The sequence below is a fragment of the Pseudotabrizicola alkalilacus genome (assembly GCF_003443995.1).
Lineage (GTDB): Bacteria > Pseudomonadota > Alphaproteobacteria > Rhodobacterales > Rhodobacteraceae > Pseudotabrizicola > Pseudotabrizicola alkalilacus.
The window spans coordinates 29,440-45,236 of sequence record NZ_QWEY01000019.1 but is presented as its reverse complement, the minus strand read 5'-3'; the positions used below and the strand labels follow the sequence as shown (position 1 = coordinate 45,236).

At 65.2% G+C, this 15,797-nt stretch carries 20 protein-coding genes and 1 riboswitch; of the genes, 11 read left to right on the top strand and 9 right to left on the bottom strand.

Annotation, left to right across the window (positions count from 1 at the left end; genetic code table 11):
• The 5 genes from D1012_RS21225 to D1012_RS21205 all read left to right on the top strand — a co-directional run.
• Positions 1-301, top strand: a 301-nt coding sequence (locus D1012_RS21225; protein WP_435530939.1) for a phosphate ABC transporter ATP-binding protein, incomplete at its 5' end; no start/stop codon positions are given.
• A gap of 6 nt (positions 302-307) precedes the next feature.
• Positions 308-1,030 carry a phosphate signaling complex protein PhoU gene (gene phoU / locus D1012_RS21220; RefSeq protein WP_118156134.1) on the top strand — a complete coding sequence of 241 codons (723 nt, stop codon included), beginning with the start codon at positions 308-310 and terminating at the stop codon, positions 1,028-1,030.
• A gap of 7 nt (positions 1,031-1,037) precedes the next feature.
• Positions 1,038-1,730: a phosphate regulon transcriptional regulator PhoB gene (gene phoB, locus D1012_RS21215; RefSeq protein ID WP_118156124.1), complete on the top strand. Its 693-nt coding sequence runs from the start codon at positions 1,038-1,040 to the stop codon at positions 1,728-1,730.
• A gap of 111 nt (positions 1,731-1,841) precedes the next feature.
• Positions 1,842-1,980, top strand: a riboswitch (FMN riboswitch).
• A 69-nt stretch (positions 1,981-2,049) separates the two neighbouring features.
• Entirely contained in the window at positions 2,050-2,541 is a 492-nt protein-coding gene (locus D1012_RS21210) for a 6,7-dimethyl-8-ribityllumazine synthase (RefSeq protein ID WP_118156133.1), read from the top strand.
• 90 nt (positions 2,542-2,631) lie between these two features.
• A complete protein-coding gene (locus D1012_RS21205) occupies positions 2,632-2,988 on the top strand; it encodes a thiol-disulfide oxidoreductase DCC family protein (RefSeq protein ID WP_118156123.1) in 357 nt (118 codons plus the stop codon).
• A 9-nt stretch (positions 2,989-2,997) separates the two neighbouring features.
• Here D1012_RS21205 and D1012_RS21200 read toward each other — a convergent pair whose 3' ends face one another.
• The 3 genes from D1012_RS21200 to D1012_RS21190 form a co-directional block, all read right to left on the bottom strand.
• Positions 2,998-3,363: a YigZ family protein gene (locus tag D1012_RS21200; protein ID WP_118156122.1), complete on the bottom strand. Its 366-nt coding sequence runs from the start codon at positions 3,361-3,363 to the stop codon at positions 2,998-3,000.
• Positions 3,364-3,412: 49 nt separating this feature from the next.
• Positions 3,413-3,670: a DUF6455 family protein gene (locus D1012_RS21195; RefSeq protein WP_118156121.1), complete on the bottom strand. Its 258-nt coding sequence runs from the start codon at positions 3,668-3,670 to the stop codon at positions 3,413-3,415.
• A gap of 86 nt (positions 3,671-3,756) precedes the next feature.
• Complete coding sequence (locus tag D1012_RS21190; protein ID WP_199489595.1) at positions 3,757-4,482, bottom strand: M48 family metallopeptidase; 726 nt, start codon at positions 4,480-4,482, stop codon at positions 3,757-3,759.
• Positions 4,483-4,627: 145 nt separating this feature from the next.
• Here D1012_RS21190 and D1012_RS21185 point away from each other — a divergent pair, with 145 nt between their 5' ends.
• Entirely contained in the window at positions 4,628-4,870 is a 243-nt protein-coding gene (locus tag D1012_RS21185) for a DUF8831 family protein (protein ID WP_118156120.1), read from the top strand.
• A 4-nt stretch (positions 4,871-4,874) separates the two neighbouring features.
• On the opposite strand, the gene D1012_RS21180 is transcribed toward D1012_RS21185, so the two are convergent.
• On the bottom strand, positions 4,875-5,312 hold the full coding sequence (locus tag D1012_RS21180) for a DMT family transporter (RefSeq protein ID WP_118156119.1): 438 nt from the start codon (positions 5,310-5,312) through the stop codon (positions 4,875-4,877).
• A gap of 24 nt (positions 5,313-5,336) precedes the next feature.
• On the bottom strand, positions 5,337-5,591 hold the full coding sequence (locus tag D1012_RS21175; protein WP_118156118.1) for a DUF167 domain-containing protein: 255 nt from the start codon (positions 5,589-5,591) through the stop codon (positions 5,337-5,339).
• A gap of 120 nt (positions 5,592-5,711) precedes the next feature.
• On the opposite strand from D1012_RS21175, the gene D1012_RS21170 reads away from it, so the two are divergent.
• Together D1012_RS21170 and D1012_RS21165 are read left to right on the top strand one after the other, a co-directional pair.
• The gene (locus D1012_RS21170) at positions 5,712-6,284 is read left to right on the top strand and encodes a nitroreductase family protein (protein WP_118156117.1); all 573 of its coding nucleotides are present in this window, start codon (positions 5,712-5,714) and stop codon (positions 6,282-6,284) included.
• Between the two features lie 4 nt (positions 6,285-6,288).
• Entirely contained in the window at positions 6,289-6,978 is a 690-nt protein-coding gene (locus D1012_RS21165; protein WP_199489598.1) for an EI24 domain-containing protein, read from the top strand.
• 174 nt (positions 6,979-7,152) lie between these two features.
• Here D1012_RS21165 and D1012_RS21160 read toward each other — a convergent pair whose 3' ends face one another.
• Positions 7,153-7,731: a bifunctional transcriptional activator/DNA repair enzyme AdaA gene (locus D1012_RS21160; protein WP_118156115.1), complete on the bottom strand. Its 579-nt coding sequence runs from the start codon at positions 7,729-7,731 to the stop codon at positions 7,153-7,155.
• A 122-nt stretch (positions 7,732-7,853) separates the two neighbouring features.
• On the opposite strand from D1012_RS21160, the gene D1012_RS21155 reads away from it, so the two are divergent.
• Entirely contained in the window at positions 7,854-8,753 is a 900-nt protein-coding gene (locus tag D1012_RS21155; RefSeq protein ID WP_233517227.1) for a DMT family transporter, read from the top strand.
• Between the two features lie 57 nt (positions 8,754-8,810).
• On the opposite strand, the gene D1012_RS21150 is transcribed toward D1012_RS21155, so the two are convergent.
• From D1012_RS21150 to D1012_RS21140, 3 genes are all read right to left on the bottom strand, one after another.
• Entirely contained in the window at positions 8,811-9,512 is a 702-nt protein-coding gene (locus D1012_RS21150; RefSeq protein WP_118156114.1) for a sulfotransferase family 2 domain-containing protein, read from the bottom strand.
• A gap of 198 nt (positions 9,513-9,710) precedes the next feature.
• Positions 9,711-11,600, bottom strand: coding sequence for an acyl-CoA synthetase (locus tag D1012_RS21145; RefSeq protein ID WP_118156113.1), 1,890 nt, complete (start codon positions 11,598-11,600; stop codon positions 9,711-9,713).
• A 356-nt stretch (positions 11,601-11,956) separates the two neighbouring features.
• Entirely contained in the window at positions 11,957-13,741 is a 1,785-nt protein-coding gene (locus D1012_RS21140; RefSeq protein WP_118156112.1) for an ABC transporter transmembrane domain-containing protein, read from the bottom strand.
• Positions 13,742-14,016: 275 nt separating this feature from the next.
• On the opposite strand from D1012_RS21140, the gene D1012_RS21135 reads away from it, so the two are divergent.
• Positions 14,017-14,841, top strand: a complete 825-nt coding sequence (locus tag D1012_RS21135; RefSeq protein WP_118156130.1) for an alpha/beta fold hydrolase — start codon at positions 14,017-14,019, stop codon at positions 14,839-14,841.
• Positions 14,838-15,794 carry a threonine ammonia-lyase gene (locus D1012_RS21130; RefSeq protein ID WP_118156111.1) on the top strand — a complete coding sequence of 319 codons (957 nt, stop codon included), beginning with the start codon at positions 14,838-14,840 and terminating at the stop codon, positions 15,792-15,794. Before D1012_RS21135 ends, D1012_RS21130 begins: the two co-directional genes overlap by 4 nt.
• Positions 15,795-15,797: the final 3 nt, after the last annotated feature.

Here is a 15,797-nt window from a genome sequence, read left to right as displayed (position 1 = left end):
GCAGCAGCGGCTGTGCATCGCGCGCGCCATCGCCACCTCGCCCGAGGTGCTGCTGATGGACGAGCCGTGCTCGGCGCTGGACCCGATCGCCACCGCCCAGGTCGAAGAGCTGATCGACGAGCTGCGCAGCCAGTTCTCGGTGGTGATCGTGACCCACTCGATGCAGCAGGCCGCCCGCGTCTCGCAACGCACGGCCTTTTTCCACCTCGGCCATCTGGTGGAATACGGCGAAACCGGCACGATCTTTACCAACCCGGTCGATCCGCGCACGGAAAGCTATATCAGTGGCCGGATTGGCTGAGGAATGATGAACATGGAACCACATATCCGCACGGCCTTTGACCGCGATCTCGAAGGCGTTCAGGCCCTTGTGATGAAGATGGGGGGGCTGGTTGAACATGCCCTCTTGCAGGCCGCGTCGGCGCTGGAAACCCGCGACGACGCGCTGGCCGCCGAAGTGCGCGCCGGGGACCGGGCCATCGACGAACTCGAAGACCTGATCCACACCGAATGCGCCCGCATCATCGCGCTGAACGCCCCGACCGCCACCGATCTGCGCACCGTCCTGACGGTCATGCGCATCGTGGGCTCGCTGGAACGCTCGGGCGATTATGCCAAGAACCTGGCCAAGCGCTCGCTGGTGCTGGGTCAGATGCGCCCGGTCAACGGCTCTGCCGGGTCGATTTCGCGCATGGCGCGCTCGGTTGTCGGTCTGCTCAAGGACGCACTCGACGCCTATATCGCCCGCGATGCCAAACTGGCCGAAGATGTCCGCCGCCGCGACGCCGAGGTGGATCAGATGTACAATTCGGTGTTCCGCGAATTCCTGACCCATATGATGGAAGACCCGCGCAACATCACCGCCTGCATGCATCTGCATTTCATCGCCAAGAACATCGAACGGGTCGGCGACCACGCCACCGGGATTGCCGAACAGGTGATCTATCTGGTCACCGGCACGCTGCCCGATGATGACCGGCCCAAAAGCGATGTCACGTCGTTGACCGACACCCCCAATTCGACTGTCTGAGGCACATATGGCGCATACCTCACAACCCGTCGTGCTGCTCGTCGAAGACGAACCGGCGCAACGCGAAGTTCTGGCCTATAATCTGGAGTCGGAAGGCTTTCGTGTGGTTCAGGCCGCCAATGGCGAAGACGCGCTGATGATGGTCGATGAAGACACGCCCGATATCATCATCCTGGACTGGATGATGCCGGAACTGTCGGGCATCGAGGTCTGTCGTCGACTGAAGATCCGGCCAGAAACGCGGGGCATTCCGATCATCATGCTCTCGGCCCGCGCCGAAGAGGTGGACCGCATCCGCGGGCTGGAAACCGGGGCCGATGACTATGTGATCAAGCCCTATTCGGTGCTGGAACTGATGGCCCGCGCGCGGGTGCAGTTGCGCCGGGTGCGGCCATCGTCCATCGGCGTGGTGCTGGAATGGGATGACATCCGGCTCGATCCGGAAACCCACCGGGTTTACCGGGGCAATTCCGTTCTGAAACTCGGCCCGACCGAATTCCGCCTGCTCTCGACCTTTATGGAAAAGCCGGGCCGGGTCTGGTCGCGCGAACAGCTGCTCGACCGGGTCTGGGGCCGCGACATCTATGTCGACAGCCGCACAGTTGACGTCCACATCGGCCGGTTGCGCAAATCCCTGATGCAGAACGGCGGCATGGACCCTCTGCGCACGGTGCGCGGCGCAGGCTACGCTCTGGGCTGATGGGATGGGCGTTTCAGGGATCGACGGGGCGGTAATCGCCGTCAGGTAAATTCTGCGCAGTCACTGTGCAGAATCCTGTCTTGCCCTGTGCCCGCAAAAGCCGTAGCAATTCCCTGTTCTCAGGGCGGGGCGCAATTCCCCACCGGCGGTATAGCCCGCGAGCGCTTCGTGTCCCTTTGGGGACACTTGGGTCAGCAGATCCGGTGTAACTCCGGGGCCGACGGTATAGTCCGGATGAAAGAGAATGGTCTGGCTCCGCCTTGGCGGGCCTTGCCGTTTGATGCTCTGGGGCCTGACGCAGCAACGCAAAGGTTCCAAAATGACCAACTCTTCCCCCTACACCTCTCCTGCCCGTATCGCCGTGATCCGCGCCCGCTGGCACAGCGACATCGTGGACCGCGCCCATGATAGCTTTGTATCCGAGGCGGCAACCCAGCTGCCGCAGGCGCAGGTAGATACCTTCGACGTGCCCGGCGCGTTCGAGATGCCGCTTCTGGCGAAAAAGCTCGCGGAAACCGGGCGCTATGATGCGGTGGTGGCCATCGCCTTTGTGGTCGATGGTGGCATCTACCGGCATGATTTCGTGGCCGGTGCCGTGATCGACGGGCTGATGCAGGCGCAGATGACCACAGGCATTCCGGTGTTTTCGGTCTCGCTCACGCCGCACAATTATCAGCCCGCCGATGTGCTGACCGCATTTTTTGCCGATCACTTCGTGAAAAAAGGCGCCGAAGCGGTTGAGGCGGTGCGTCAGGTGTTGACGCTCACCGCGCAGCTGGCCCCGGCGCAAGCCACGCGCAAAAGCGCCTGACACCAACGCCGGGCGCGATCACACCGCGCCCGGCCCCTGCGCTGTGCTGTCACACTGGCCGGAACCGCACCCTGCGTTAGGTTAACAGCGATGGAAAACCAGACCCGCGTACTTTACAACCAGACCTGCCCGATCTGCCGGGCCGAGATTTCGGCCTATCAGCGCCGTGCCCTGCGCGACGGTCTGCCGATCCGGTTTGACACGCTTGATCACGCCGCCGACTGGGGCCTGAGTGCCGAGGATGCTACACGGCGGCTGCATGTCTGGCATGAGGGTCAGGTGCTGTCGGGACTGGCAGCCTTTCGCGCGCTGTGGGCGCAGATGCCGCATTTGCGCTGGTTGGCGCGGCTGACCGGGGTGCCGGGGGTGCATTGGCTGGCGGATCGGATCTATGACCATATCCTTGCCCCGCTGCTGTACCGCGCGCACCGTCGCAGACAGGGATAGGCCGTCGCCTCAGCCACTGCCCTTGCGCCAGGCCTCCAGAAAGGCCCGCACACAGGTCACGACATGGGCAAACCGGTCGCCGCCCAGATGCACGCCGCCATACCAGCGGGTGACCACCACCACACAATCGGTCAGCCCCTCCCGGTCCAGCATTTTCAGAATGACCGCCCCGGCCCCTGATTCACCATCGTCATTCTTGACCGGCCCCTCACCGCTCAGGATCACCGCCCAGGAATTATGCGTCGCCTTGGCAAACTTTTTCTCGCGCTTCACCTCGCGCAGAAAGGCATCCACCCCGGCACGACCCTGAACCGCGCCGCCGGTCACCGCATAGCGCGAGCCGCGGTCGCTGACCACATTCTCCAGCCGGATCATTCATCCCCCTTTGCCGTCCCCGGATACCTGCCGGGGACGGGCCCAAAGGTCAATGCCGCAGCGACAGCACCTCAAGCGCGGATTTGTTGGGGCAGAACACCGGCGGGCACGGCCCACCCGCCGCCGTGGCCAGCCAGGCCGAGCAGGCGGCCTTTTGGGAACAGGCCTCGCAGCGGTCCACCAGATGGCCCAATTCCTTGCGACTCAGCCAGCCCTCGACCACCGCTGCGGCCAGATTGACCCCCAGCACCCGCGCCATGCCACGCGTCAGCCCCCAGGCAAGCGGGGTTTCCGAATATCCAATCATCGCACCACCTGTTGTTTTGCACGTGACGCCAGACTGCGCCCTGCCCGCCCGCGCCGCCTTGACCCAGATCAAGGGATGCTGCCGGATCAGCGCAGCCCGGCAACCACGCGGCGCACGATCTCTTTGCGCTGCGCATTTGGCGGATGGCTGCCCAGAAACTGATCGCCCGGATCGGGCAGCCGGTCAAAGAACGCGGCCCCCCGCAGCGGATCGAACCCGGCCCGAAAGGCAATCTCGGCCCCCAGCGCATCAGCCTCCAGCTCGAAATCGCGGGCATAGGTGCGCGCGCCCATCGTGGCCCCCATCTGCTGCGCCGCCCGCACTGCCTCGGGCGTGGCCCCCGAGGCCTGCGCCAGCACGCCGGCCAGCACCGCCCCGGTCGTCGCGGTGCGTTGCACCTGCGGGATATGACCGGCAATGTGATGCGCCGTCTCGTGCCCGACGACAAAGGCGATTTCATCCGCGTTGCGCGCATCCGCGATCAGCGCCAGCGAGAACCCGACAATCGGGCGCCCCGCGCGGTCCAGCGTCTGAAACGCATTGGGCGGCTGGCCCGGACGGTCATCGACCACGATCTGGAAATCACAATTGCTGCCCGGATTGCGCTCGCGGCACATCGCCTCGGCCACCGGCTCCACGCGCGCCACCACCGCGACGAAATTGCGCGCCGCCTGTTCTGCGCTCAGCGGGCCATCGGGCAACGGCGGCGGCATCACCGCAATGGCGGGACCAGCGACGGGAGTGCTCACCGGCTGACAGGCAGCCAGCACCACCGCCGCCACCGCCGCCCACGCTGATCGTCGAAAGCCCATCTGCCGCCTCATTTTTTATAGATTTTGCACACAGAATAGCAGGTGCCCCCGCAGACAAAAGGCCCCGCATGCCCGCTCACGCCAAGTTGCGCGCAATTTGGAATCGCCATTGCACTCTGGCTTGCCGCGCGGCTAGTCTGGGGCCATGTTTACCATCGAACACGACTTCGACGCGACTGTGATCACCCTGATTGATGAGGGGTCCGAAGCGCTGGAAGAAGACGTCACCATCCTCGCGTTCGAGGAATGTGTGGTGCTGGAACAGGAAGACCCGCTCTCGGGCGATGTGGTCCGCATCAGCCTGTCGATGGCGCAGCTGGCCGACCTTGCCGCAGCGCTTGACCTGCCCGAAGGCAGCTACCGGCTGAAACGGCCGCCAGAGACCTGACGGCTCACAGCCGCGACAGCACCAGCCCGCCTGCGACCATGACCACCGCAAGAATGCGGGTCAGGCTGATCGGCTGCACCGGCACGCCAAAAGCGCCCACCGCGTCCAGCATCAGCGCGCCCGCCATCTGGCCCAGAATAAGCGCCGCCATCGCCGTCACCACCCCCAGTGTCGGCACGCCCCAGATCACCGACCAGACGTAATAGGCCCCGAGCAGCCCGCCCGCCCATTGCCACAGCGGCACCGCCCCCAACCTGCCGAACGGGTTGCCCACGGTGGCAAAGCTCAGCACCATGAGGGCGATGAACCCCACCGCAAACGACACTGCCGCCGCTGGCAAAGCGGCCCCAAGTGTGCGCCCCAAGGCCCCGTTCAGCGGGGCCTGCACCGCAATGGCGATACCGCCCACAAGAATGGTCAGAAGTGCGGGGATCTGAGACATGGGGCAAAGCCTTTCGGGTGGGGGTCAGTCAAGACGGAACGTCTTGTCGCGCGACGTGGCCCCGCGCACAAGGGTCAGCCGGGTTTTGGCCACGCCAAGCGCGCGGGCCAATGCCTCGGCCACGGCGGCATTGGCGCGGCCCTCATCCGCCGGGGCGGTGACGCTGATACGAAAAACGCCGCTTTCATGGGTCAGCCCCGGCTGGCGGGCGCGTGGCGTGGCCCGCACCCGGAACTCTGCCCCCGGAACCGCCAGATCTTCCCACTCGCCCTTGGCCATGCCCGCGCCCCTTTTACGCCGGACTCTGGCGCAGCCCGCAGGTGGATGCAACCGCCTGCCCGCTCTGGAAATCCCCTGCCCTTCGGCATAGCTTGGCCCCGACCCTGACCGGAGTGTGTGATGCCTGACCCGAACCCTGCCGTGCTCGACTATCTGGCCACCCGCCGCTCGCCGGGGGCCAAGACCTTTACCGCGCCGGTGCCGGACCGCGATCAGCTGATGCAGATCCTGTCCCTGGCCACCCGCGTGCCTGATCATGGCAAGCTGGAACCCTGGCGGATGATCGTGCTGGACCGCGCAGCGATGGCGGGCCTGGCCGATCTGGCCGAGGCGCGGGCGCGTGCGCTGGACGGCGATGCCGAGAAGATCGAGAAAGGCCGGGGCCAGTTTGATCGCGGGCAGCTGGCGGTGGTGGTGATCTCGTCGCCGAAGGTGGCGGAAAAGGTGCCGGTGGCCGAACAGCTGCTGTCGGCGGGGGCCTTGTGCATGAATCTGGTCCATGCCGCCACCGCGGCGGGCTGGGGCGCGTGCTGGCTGTCGGGCTGGCCGTCGCATGACGCCGCCTTTCGCGCGCAGGCCTTTGGCTGCGGCGAGGGCGAGACGGTGGCGGGGATCATCCACATCGCCACCCCTGCCCCGATGGCGCCGGACCGTCCGCGCCCTGATCTGTCAAAGCTGGTGAGCTGGGCCTGAGATGATTCTGGGTGATTTCCTGAAGGCAGTCTTGCAGCTGGGCGACCGCCGGTTCCGGCGGGTGATGGCGATTGGGGTGCTGCTGTCGCTGGCCCTGCTGGTGGCTGTTTATGCGGGTTTTCTGGCGGTGATCCAGACCTTCGTGCCCGATGCAATCGACATTCCCTTTGTCGGGCCGGTGGGCGGTCTTGATACGTTGCTGTCCTGGGGGTCGGCCCTGCTGATGATCGGGCTGTCGGTGTTTCTGATGATGCCGGTGGCCTCGGCCTTTACCGGGCTGTTTCTGGAGGACGTGGCGCAGGCGGTCGAGGACCGGCATTACCCCGCCCTGCCGCCGGTGCCGCGCATGAGCTGGGGCGATGCGCTGGTGGATGCGGCCAATTTTGCCGCCCTGCTGATCGCGGTCAATGCGCTGGCGCTGATCCTGTATGCCTTTGCCGGGCCGTTCATTCCGGTGGTGTTCTGGGCGGTCAACGGGCTGCTGCTGGGGCGGGAATACTTTACGCTGGTGGCGATGCGGCGGCTGGGGCGGGTCGGGGCCAAGGCGCTGCGCAAGCGGCACTGGGGCAAGGTCTGGCTGGCCGGAACCCTGATGGCCGCGCCTTTGTCGGTGCCGCTGGTCAACCTGCTGATCCCGGTGCTGGGGGTGGCGACATTCACCCATCTGTTCCACCGGCTGAACCGGCAGGGGTGAGGCTTCCCCCTGTGTTACAGACAGGGAAATTGCTTATTATCAATAGCTTGGCCTGATGGAATTTACCAGTTCTTAACAGTTTCGCGGCTGAGGCGGCAGGACCGGGGGCCAGCCCCCGGACCCCCGGGATATTTTTGAACAGGAAAAGCCGCAAAGGACGGTCCGGCTTGTCGGTCAGGGGCGGAGCCGCTCTGCGGGCTTTTGCGGGCGCAGGCTGGAGGGGCTGCGGCCGTAGAGTTTGAGAAAAGCCGCGTTGAAGCTGCGGATGCTGCCGAAACCGGCCTGAAAGGCGATGTCGCTCAGCGGCAATGGGGTGTCGGTCAGCAGCCGCTTGGCGCGGGCGATCCGCAGCGTTTGGGCGGTCTGGACCGGCGAGGCCCCGAGATGACGCTCGAACAGCCGGGCAAGGTGGCGGCTGCCGATGCCAAGGCGTGCCGCCAGTGCATCGACCGTGCCCCGGTCAAGGGCCCCCTCGCCGATCATCTTCAGCGCGCGTTCCACCGTGGTTTTCGTGCCCTGCCATGCCGGGCAGAACGGCGCAGTTTCCGGGCGACAGCGCAGGCAGGGCCGATAGCCCGCGCGTTCTGCGGCGGCGGCGGTCGGGTAGTAGCTGACATTGCGGGTCAGCGGGTGCTTTACCGGGCAGACCGGGCGGCAATAGATGCCGGTGGTGCGGACCGCCGTGAAAAACAGGCCGTCAAAAGACGGGTCACGTCGGAGGCGGGCGGCGTTGCAGGTGTCGAAATCGAGCATGGGACAAGTCTAATCCCGCCGCGCCACCTTGGCGAGGCCGTGCCGGGGATGAGGTCCGAATTCTGCCAGACAGCGGGTGCGCCAGACGGTACTGCACGGTCAGGGATGCAAGGATGGATTTTATGCGGATGAGCACTCGGGACTGGGGGCTGTTGCTTTTGCTCTCCTTTCTGTGGGGCGGGGCGTTTTTCTTTGCCGCCGTTGCGGTGAAGGAGCTGCCGCCGCTGACCGTGGTTCTGGCCCGCTGTGGCCTTGCCGCGATGGCGCTGGCCGTTGTTCTGCGCCTTGGCCGGGAGCGCTGGCCGTTCCGGGTCCGGGCCATCCCGGCGTTCCTGATCATGGGGCTTTTGAACAATCTGGTGCCGTTCAGCCTGCTGTTCTGGGCGCAGACCATGATTCCCAGCGGTCTGGCATCGATCCTGAACGCGACCACGCCGGTCTTTGCCATCATCGCGGCGCATGTCCTGCTGACGGATGAAAGGATGGCGCTGAACAAGGCGGTCGGGATCGGATTTGGCTTTCTGGGAGTGGTTGTGCTGCTGGGGGGTGGGCTGGTTGATGGCAAGGGCTTTGCGCTGCTGGGGATGCTGGCCTGTCTGGGGGCGGCGCTGTCTTACGGGCTCGCCGGAACCTATGGCCGCAGGTTCCGGTCGATGGGGTTCTCGCCAGCGCAGGTCGCGCTGGGCCAGCTGGTGGCGACGACGCTGATGATGATCCCGCTGGCAGCGGTGGTGGACCGGCCATGGACCCTGGCCATGCCCGGTGGTCTGGTGGTGCTGGCGGTGCTGGCGCTGGCGCTGGCCTCGACCGCGCTGGCCTATGTGATCTTTTTCCGGCTGCTGGCCTCGGCGGGCGCGGTCAACACGGCGCTGGTCACCCTGCTTATTCCGGCCAGTGCGATTCTGCTGGGGGTGCTGTTTCTGGGTGAGGTGCTTGCCGCGCGTCACTACGCCGGGCTGGCGCTGATCGGCGCGGGTCTTCTGGCCATCGACGGCCGGGTGCTGGACCGATGGCGACGGTAGCGGCCCTGCGCCGCTGGGGCTACGGTGTGGCGGGTTTTCGCGCCGGACCGTGACCGTCTAAGCGCGGAGTGAGCTTTGCGGTGATTTGCGGGCCGTCACAATCGTCTCGCGCGTGCGGTCGTAAACCGCCCGGCAGCTTGCCAGAAGCTCCAGATCTGTCGCGTGCCGGTCCAGCAGTTCGGACAACTGAGCTTTGGAAAAACTGTCGCGGTTGATCGAGAATTCTTTCTTTTGCGGCGTGGTGTTGGTGATCTTGATGCGTTCGGTGGTCGGCGGCACACGATCTGAAAAATAGGCGGAAAAATAGTCGACAGACTGTTCCAGAGGCACACAGGTCACCCGGTCGATGATGTCGGGAATGCTGTCAAACAGCTTACCAAGCCCCAGAAAGTCTGCTTGCTGGTTCTGCGCCTGTGACATGACGAACTGAACCCCCGTTGTCTGCTTTGCCTTGGCGTGCAGCCTGTGGCTGGGATAGACGCGGATAAAGTTCCACAGACTGATCAACCGGTCGATGGGATCACGGATGACGCTGTGAAGAACCGGATCAAGGGCCATAACGCCGGGATGCTGGATCATGTGCCGCACTTGCAGGTGGCCGATCACGGCGTCGTAGGCATTGAGATCGGGCAGTGCGGGGAACGCCGAACTGTCAATATCACCATTGGCCTGCACAAGCAGAACGCGTTCAAAGGCCTGATAATACAGTTGACGAATGGTCGACCCGCCACATTTCGGTATATGCAGAAAAATGTGCATGCGCGCTCTCACTCTGTTCCGACACACTCAATTTCGTAGGTAATGAATTGGATATGTCGCCTGATCTTTCCCAGGGGTCAAGCGCCTAACGCCTGACCGGCCCGATGCGGCTCAGTGCGTGTCTGGTGCCGGATGGCTGCAACAGGCAGGATCAAATACCGGCGCGCCCTTGCTGAGCGCGCCGGTGTGGTGGGCCGGTCAGGCCGCCCATTCCCAGGGGTTTGTGAAGCCGCCGAGGGTTTCGGTGACTTTTGCATCGTCCACCTCGCCGGTTTTGACGAGTCTGGCGACCAGACCGCGTTTCTTGTCTTCGGCCACCATTGCCACAGAAGCGGGGATGCCGGCCTTTTCCAGTGCGGCATTGTAGACGCGGGTGATCGCCATCCGGCGCAGGTCGGGTTTGAACACCTTGCCCACGGCGGTTTTCGGCACTTCTGGCAGGATCTCGATATGCTTGGGCTGGGCGGCGCGTTCGTGGATGTGCTTTGTCGCATAGTCCAACAGGTCGGCCACGGTCGCGGTGGCGCCCTTGACCAGTTCGACATAGGCGGCGGGCAGTTCGCCCGAATGGGCGTCGGGCTGGCCGATGGCACCGACCACGGCAACGGCCTCATGCCCCATCAGCGCCTCTTCGATGATGGCGGGGTCGATGTTGTGGCCGCCGCGGATGATCAGATCCTTGGCGCGGCCGGTGATGAACAGATAGCCATCGGCATCAATCCGGCCCAGATCGCCGGTGCGCAGGAAGCGGCCTTCGGCAAACAGATCCTTGTTCTTGTCGACTTCGGTATAGGTCGAGCCTTCGAACACGCCGGGGTTGGCGACACAGATCTCGCCCACCTCGTCCACGCCGCATTCGCGGAAACCGTCACCGTTCTTGTGCAGGATGCGGACATGGCTGTAGGGGAACGGCATCCCGACCGAGCCGATCTTCTTGATGCCATCAGGCGGGTTGATCGACACAAGGCAGGTGCATTCGGTCAGCCCGTAGCCTTCGACGATGTCGATGCCGGTTTCCTTTTTGAACCGGTTGTACAGCTCGATCGGCAGCGGCGAGGAGCCGGAAAACGCGCTGCGCAAGGACGAGATGTCGGCATCCACCGGGCGCTGCATCAGGGCCGACAGCGCGGTGGGCACCGTGATCATGTAGGTGGCCTTGTAGCGCGCGATCAGTTTCCAGAAGTTGTCGAACACGCCCTCGCCGCGATAGCCTGCGGGGGTGGGGAACACCACATGCGCGCCCGAGGCGATCATGCTCATCAGGATCGGATAGGCGGCAAAGACGTGGAACAGCGGCAAGGGGCACATCACCACATCATCGGGTTTGAACAAGAGCTGCTGGCCCAGCCAGCCGTTGTAGACCATGCCCGACACCTTGTGCTGCGCCACCTTTGGCATGCCGGTGGTGCCGCCGGTGTGGAAATAGGCCGCCACCCGGTCACGCGGCTCATCGGCAAAGGACAGCCGGTCCGAGGGCTGGCGGGCGAGTTCGGCGGCAAAGGATTTCACATTGGCGGTGTGGTGGGTCGGGTTTTTCGGCCGGATCAGCGGCACGATGTATTTCTTGGCGCCCGACAGGTAGCGGACCAGATCGACCTCCAGCACGGTTTTCACCGAGGGCGCATGGCGTACCGCCTGCGCCACCTTTTGCGCAAGGTCGGTCTTGGGGAAAGGTTTGAGCGTGACCACGACCTTGGCCTTGGTCTCGCGCAGGATGGCGCTGATCTGTTCGGGCTCCAGCAGCGGATTGATCGGGTTGACGATGCCCGCAACCGCGCCGCCGATCAGCGTGACCACGGTTTCCAGCGCATTTGGCAGGACATAGGCGACCACATCTTTCTCGCCGACGCCAAGGCTGCGGAACAGGTTCGCGGCCTGGGTGGTCTGGGCGTGAAGCTCGGCCCAGGTCAGGCTGTCGCGCCGGGTGTCGGCCCCCGACAGCAGCTGATAGCTGACAGCCGGCCGCGCGCCATGCGCGGCTTTGGCGGCAGAGATGAACTCATGCATCGTGCGCGCCACCGGGCGGTCGGCCCATGACATTTCGGCCTCGGTCGCTGCGATATCTTCACGCGTGACGAATTTTACCATTCTATCCTCCCCAGTCGTCCCCTGCGGCCCCGTTGATGGGGGGCCTGTTATCCCTGCGTTACACAATGTGTGCAAACGCAGCGTTTGCCAAGCGGCGGGCGCGCCGGACAACGCAACGTCAGACCGGGGCGCACACTATCCAAAAGATGGACCTCAGGGCCATTTGCGCGGTCTCAGGCGTGTTGCAGATCAAAGCACAGGGACGGCGAGGCGCTGGCTGCGGGAAAAAGCGGGCCGCGTTTCCCCCCCGCACAACGGGCAGATGCCTCCGGCGGGAGTATTTGGTCAAGCAGCAAAACTGGCGCACGACCTGGATTTGCTGCTTTAAAAATACTCAAAAAGCGACAGTTGGGCCGCTAGCTGGCCGTGCCATCGGTGAACTGCAGCCGGGCAAGACGGGCGTAAAGACCGCCTTCGGCCACCAGATCATCATGCTTGCCTTGCGCCACGATGCGGCCCTGATCGAACACCACGATGCGGTCGGCGCGTTTCACGGTGGCGAGGCGGTGGGCGACGACAAGGGTGGTGCGGCCCTGCGCCAGGGTTTCCACGGCGGATTGCACGAGGCGTTCGGATTCGGCGTCCAGCGCCGATGTTGCTTCGTCCAGCAGCAGCACGGGCGCGTCGCGCAGGATGGCGCGGGCGATGGCGATGCGCTGTTTCTGACCGCCCGACAGCATGACGCCGCGCTCGCCCAGATAGGTGTCATAGCCCTGCGGCAGCGCCTCGATGAACAGATGCGCGGCGGCGGCGCGAGCGGCGGCTTCGACCTGCGCATCGGTGGCGTCAATGCGGCCGAAGCGGATGTTTTCGCGCGCCGAGCTGGCAAAGATCACCGGGTCTTGCGGCACCAGCGACAGCGCGCGGCGGAAATCGGTGCGGTCAAGGTCGCGCAGGTCGATGCCGTCGAGCAGCACCGCGCCCTGCTGCGGATCGTAGAACCGCAGCAGGAGTTGCAGAATCGTGGTCTTGCCCGCGCCCGAGGGGCCGACCAACGCCACGGTTTCGCCGGGGCGGACGTGCAGGCTGATGCCATCGAGCGCCGAGGTGTCGGGCCGGGCGGGGTAGCGGAAGGTGACGGCATCGAACCGGATGTCGCCCTTTACCGGGCTGGGCAGGGTTTTGGGCTGGGCGGGGTCTTTCACAGGGTCGGTGGCGTGCAGCAGTTCCACAAGGCGTTCGGTGGCCCCGGCAGCGCGTTGCAGCTCGCCCCAGATCTCCGACAATGCGCCGACGGACCCTGCGACCATGATGGCGTAGATCACGAACTGGATCAGCTCTCCCGCCGTCATCGCCCCGGCCCGCACATCGCGCGCGCCCATCCACAGGACGCCGACGATGCCGGTGAACACGAGGAAGATCACAAAGATCGTCAGCACAGCGCGGGTGCCGATCCGGGTGCGGGCGGAGGCAAAGCTTTTTTCGGTGACGTCGGCAAAGGCGGCTCGGGTCTGGGCCTCATGGGTAAAGGCCTGCACGGTCTGGACCGACGACAGCGCTTCGGAGGCGGAGCCGGAGGAGCTGGCGATCCAGTCCTGATTTTTGCGCCCCAGTTTGCGCAACCGGCGGCCAAGGATGATGATGGGAACCACAACCACCGGCACGATCAGCAGCACAAGGCCCGCCAGCTTGGCCGAGGTCAGCAGCATCAGCACCAGCCCACCCAGAAGAATCAGGCTGTTGCGCAGCGCGATCGAGACCGAGGAGCCGATCAGCGACAGGATCAGCGTGGTGTCGGTGGTGATGCGGCTGAGCACCTCGCCGGTCATGATCCGCTCGAAGAACGCAGGCGACAGGCCCAGCACCCGGTCGAACAGCGCGCGGCGGATGTCGGCCACCACCCGCTCGCCCAGCCGGGTGACGAGGTAGTAGCGCATGCCGGAGCCAAAGGCGAAAAGACCAGCGATGACAATGGCCGCGCCGAAATACTGGTCCAGGATAACGACATCGGCGTTGAAGTTGTCGACCACCCGGCGCACGGCAAGCGGCAGCACCAGACTGACGGCGGCGGTCAGGATCAGCGCCAGAAGCGCCAGCACCAGAAGCCGGCGATAGGGCATGAGGAAGGGCACGAGCCCGGCAAGGGCGCTGACCTGTTTCGATTTCGCGCGGTCCTCGGTCACTGTCGGTGTGCGTGCCATATCGTCCTGCCTTGTTGCGCCACGGGTTTAGGCAACCATGACCACCGGGGCAAGCGCCGCAATTGCCGCGCCCCGGTTTTACCGGGGGACAGGATTTCGGGCGGCACAGTGGGTGGTGTCCGCGGAGCGCTCCGCGCGGGAGTATTTTCAAAGCAGCAATGCGGGGCGTGACAGGTCTGAAGAGCGGATGGCATATTGCGGCGCAGGCGCGCTTGGGCTTTACCTGCGGGGCGGGCTGGATGCACGCTGCCTCGGATGGATCAAGGAACCTGCCGATGACCGAGTTTTTTACCGCGCCGGATGGGGCAAGGCTGGCTTATGATGACCGGGGCGAAGGTTTGCCCGTGCTGTGCCTGCCCGGCCTGACCCGGACCATGCAAGACTTTGACTATATGCTGCCGCATCTGCCGCCCTGCCGGGTGATCCGGATGGATTACCGCGGGCGCGGGGAAAGTGCCTGGACCGGGGCGGACAGCTACACCGTGCCGGTGGAGGCGGGCGATGCGCTGGCGCTGCTGGATCATCTTGGGGTCGAGGCGGCGGCGGTGATCGGCACCTCGCGCGGCGGGCTGATCGGGATGATGCTCGCGGCGCTGGCCAAGCCGCGTTTGCTGGGGTTGCTGCTGAATGATGTCGGGCCGGAAATTCACAAGCCGGGGCTGGAGCGGATTTCCGACTATGTCGGGCGCAATCCTTCGGCAAAGAGCCATGCGGTGCTGGCGGCGGCGCTGCCATGGGTGATGCCCGGCTTCGCCAACGTGCCCGCCAGCCGCTGGCTGGAAGAGGCACAGCTTCACTACCGGGACACACCGGAGGGGTTGCGGATCACCTATGACCCTGCCTTGCGCGAAGCGTTTCTGGCGGCGTTCGAGGGGCCTGCGGTGGACCTGTGGCCGCTGTTCGATGCCTGTGCCGGGCTACCGCTGGCGCTGATCCGGGGGGCGAACTCGGACCTTTTGTCGGTGCAGACCACGGCAGAGATGCGCCGCCGCCGCCCGGACATGATTTTTGCCGAAGTGCCGGACCGGGCGCATATTCCATTTCTGGATGAGCCGGAGGCGGTGGCGGTGATCAATGATTTCCTGAGGGCCTGCGCATGAATTTTGCGATGATCGAGGCAGCGGCGGGGCGGCTGGCGGGGCAGGCGCGCCTGACGCCGCTGTTGAACGCGCCGCTGCTGGATGCGGCCTTTGGCAAGCGGGTGTTTGTCAAGGCGGAATGCCTTCAGGTCACAGGCTCGTTCAAGTTTCGCGGGGCGTGGTCGGCGGTCTCGGCGCTGCCTGCGGGCACGCGTGGCGTGCTGGCCTATTCGTCGGGCAATCACGGCCAGGGCGTGGCCTTGGCCGCCGCGCGCCATGGTCTGACGGCGGTGGTGGTGATGCCCGCGGATGCGCCGGAGGTGAAGATCGCCAACACAAGGGCCTATGGGGCCGAGGTGGTACTTTATGACCGCGCGACCGAGGATCGCGATGCTTTGGGCGCGGCGCTCTGTGCGACGCGCGGGCTGGTGCTGATCAAGCCGTTTGATGAGGCTCAGGTGATCGCGGGGCAAGGCACGGTGGGGCTGGAGATTGCCGCACAGGCGCATGACGCGGGGGTGGAGACTGCCGATGTGCTGGTCTGTTGCGGTGGCGGCGGGCTGTCGGCGGGGATCGCGCTGGCGCTGGAGGCGCGCGCGCCCGGCCTGCGGCTGCGCACGGTGGAGCCGGTGGGGTTTGACGACATGGCACGGTCGCTGCTCGCAGGCGAGCGGTTGCGCAATGCGCAGACCAGCGGCTCAGTCTGTGATGCCATCCTGACGCCTGCGCCGGGGGAGCTGACATTCCCCGTCTTGCAACGGCTGGCCGGGCCGGGGATCGCGGTGACCGATGATCAGGCGTTGCAGGCGGTGGCGCTCGCCTTCACCCATCTGCGGATCGTGCTGGAACCGGGGGGGGCGGTCGCGCTGGCGGCGGCGCTGTTTGCCGACACCACGGACCCGGTGATCTGCGTCGCCAGTGGCGGCAATGCCGACCCCGCGCTGTTCCGGGACGCGCTGGCGCGGTTTGGCTGAGCC

Coding starts and splice junctions, on each gene's coding strand:
- phoU (WP_118156134.1), top strand. CDS start 308: ATGAACATGGAACCACATATCCGCACGGCCTTTGACCGCGATCTCGAA.
- phoB (WP_118156124.1), top strand. CDS start 1,038: ATGGCGCATACCTCACAACCCGTCGTGCTGCTCGTCGAAGACGAACCG.
- D1012_RS21210 (WP_118156133.1), top strand. CDS start 2,050: ATGACCAACTCTTCCCCCTACACCTCTCCTGCCCGTATCGCCGTGATC.
- D1012_RS21205 (WP_118156123.1), top strand. CDS start 2,632: ATGGAAAACCAGACCCGCGTACTTTACAACCAGACCTGCCCGATCTGC.
- D1012_RS21200 (WP_118156122.1), bottom strand. CDS start 3,363: ATGATCCGGCTGGAGAATGTGGTCAGCGACCGCGGCTCGCGCTATGCG.
- D1012_RS21195 (WP_118156121.1), bottom strand. CDS start 3,670: ATGATTGGATATTCGGAAACCCCGCTTGCCTGGGGGCTGACGCGTGGC.
- D1012_RS21190 (WP_199489595.1), bottom strand. CDS start 4,482: ATGGGCTTTCGACGATCAGCGTGGGCGGCGGTGGCGGCGGTGGTGCTG.
- D1012_RS21185 (WP_118156120.1), top strand. CDS start 4,628: ATGTTTACCATCGAACACGACTTCGACGCGACTGTGATCACCCTGATT.
- D1012_RS21180 (WP_118156119.1), bottom strand. CDS start 5,312: ATGTCTCAGATCCCCGCACTTCTGACCATTCTTGTGGGCGGTATCGCC.
- D1012_RS21175 (WP_118156118.1), bottom strand. CDS start 5,591: ATGGCCAAGGGCGAGTGGGAAGATCTGGCGGTTCCGGGGGCAGAGTTC.
- D1012_RS21170 (WP_118156117.1), top strand. CDS start 5,712: ATGCCTGACCCGAACCCTGCCGTGCTCGACTATCTGGCCACCCGCCGC.
- D1012_RS21160 (WP_118156115.1), bottom strand. CDS start 7,731: ATGCTCGATTTCGACACCTGCAACGCCGCCCGCCTCCGACGTGACCCG.
- D1012_RS21155 (WP_233517227.1), top strand. CDS start 7,854: ATGCGGATGAGCACTCGGGACTGGGGGCTGTTGCTTTTGCTCTCCTTT.
- D1012_RS21150 (WP_118156114.1), bottom strand. CDS start 9,512: ATGCACATTTTTCTGCATATACCGAAATGTGGCGGGTCGACCATTCGT.
- D1012_RS21145 (WP_118156113.1), bottom strand. CDS start 11,600: ATGGTAAAATTCGTCACGCGTGAAGATATCGCAGCGACCGAGGCCGAA.
- D1012_RS21140 (WP_118156112.1), bottom strand. CDS start 13,741: ATGGCACGCACACCGACAGTGACCGAGGACCGCGCGAAATCGAAACAG.
- D1012_RS21135 (WP_118156130.1), top strand. CDS start 14,017: ATGACCGAGTTTTTTACCGCGCCGGATGGGGCAAGGCTGGCTTATGAT.
- D1012_RS21130 (WP_118156111.1), top strand. CDS start 14,838: ATGAATTTTGCGATGATCGAGGCAGCGGCGGGGCGGCTGGCGGGGCAG.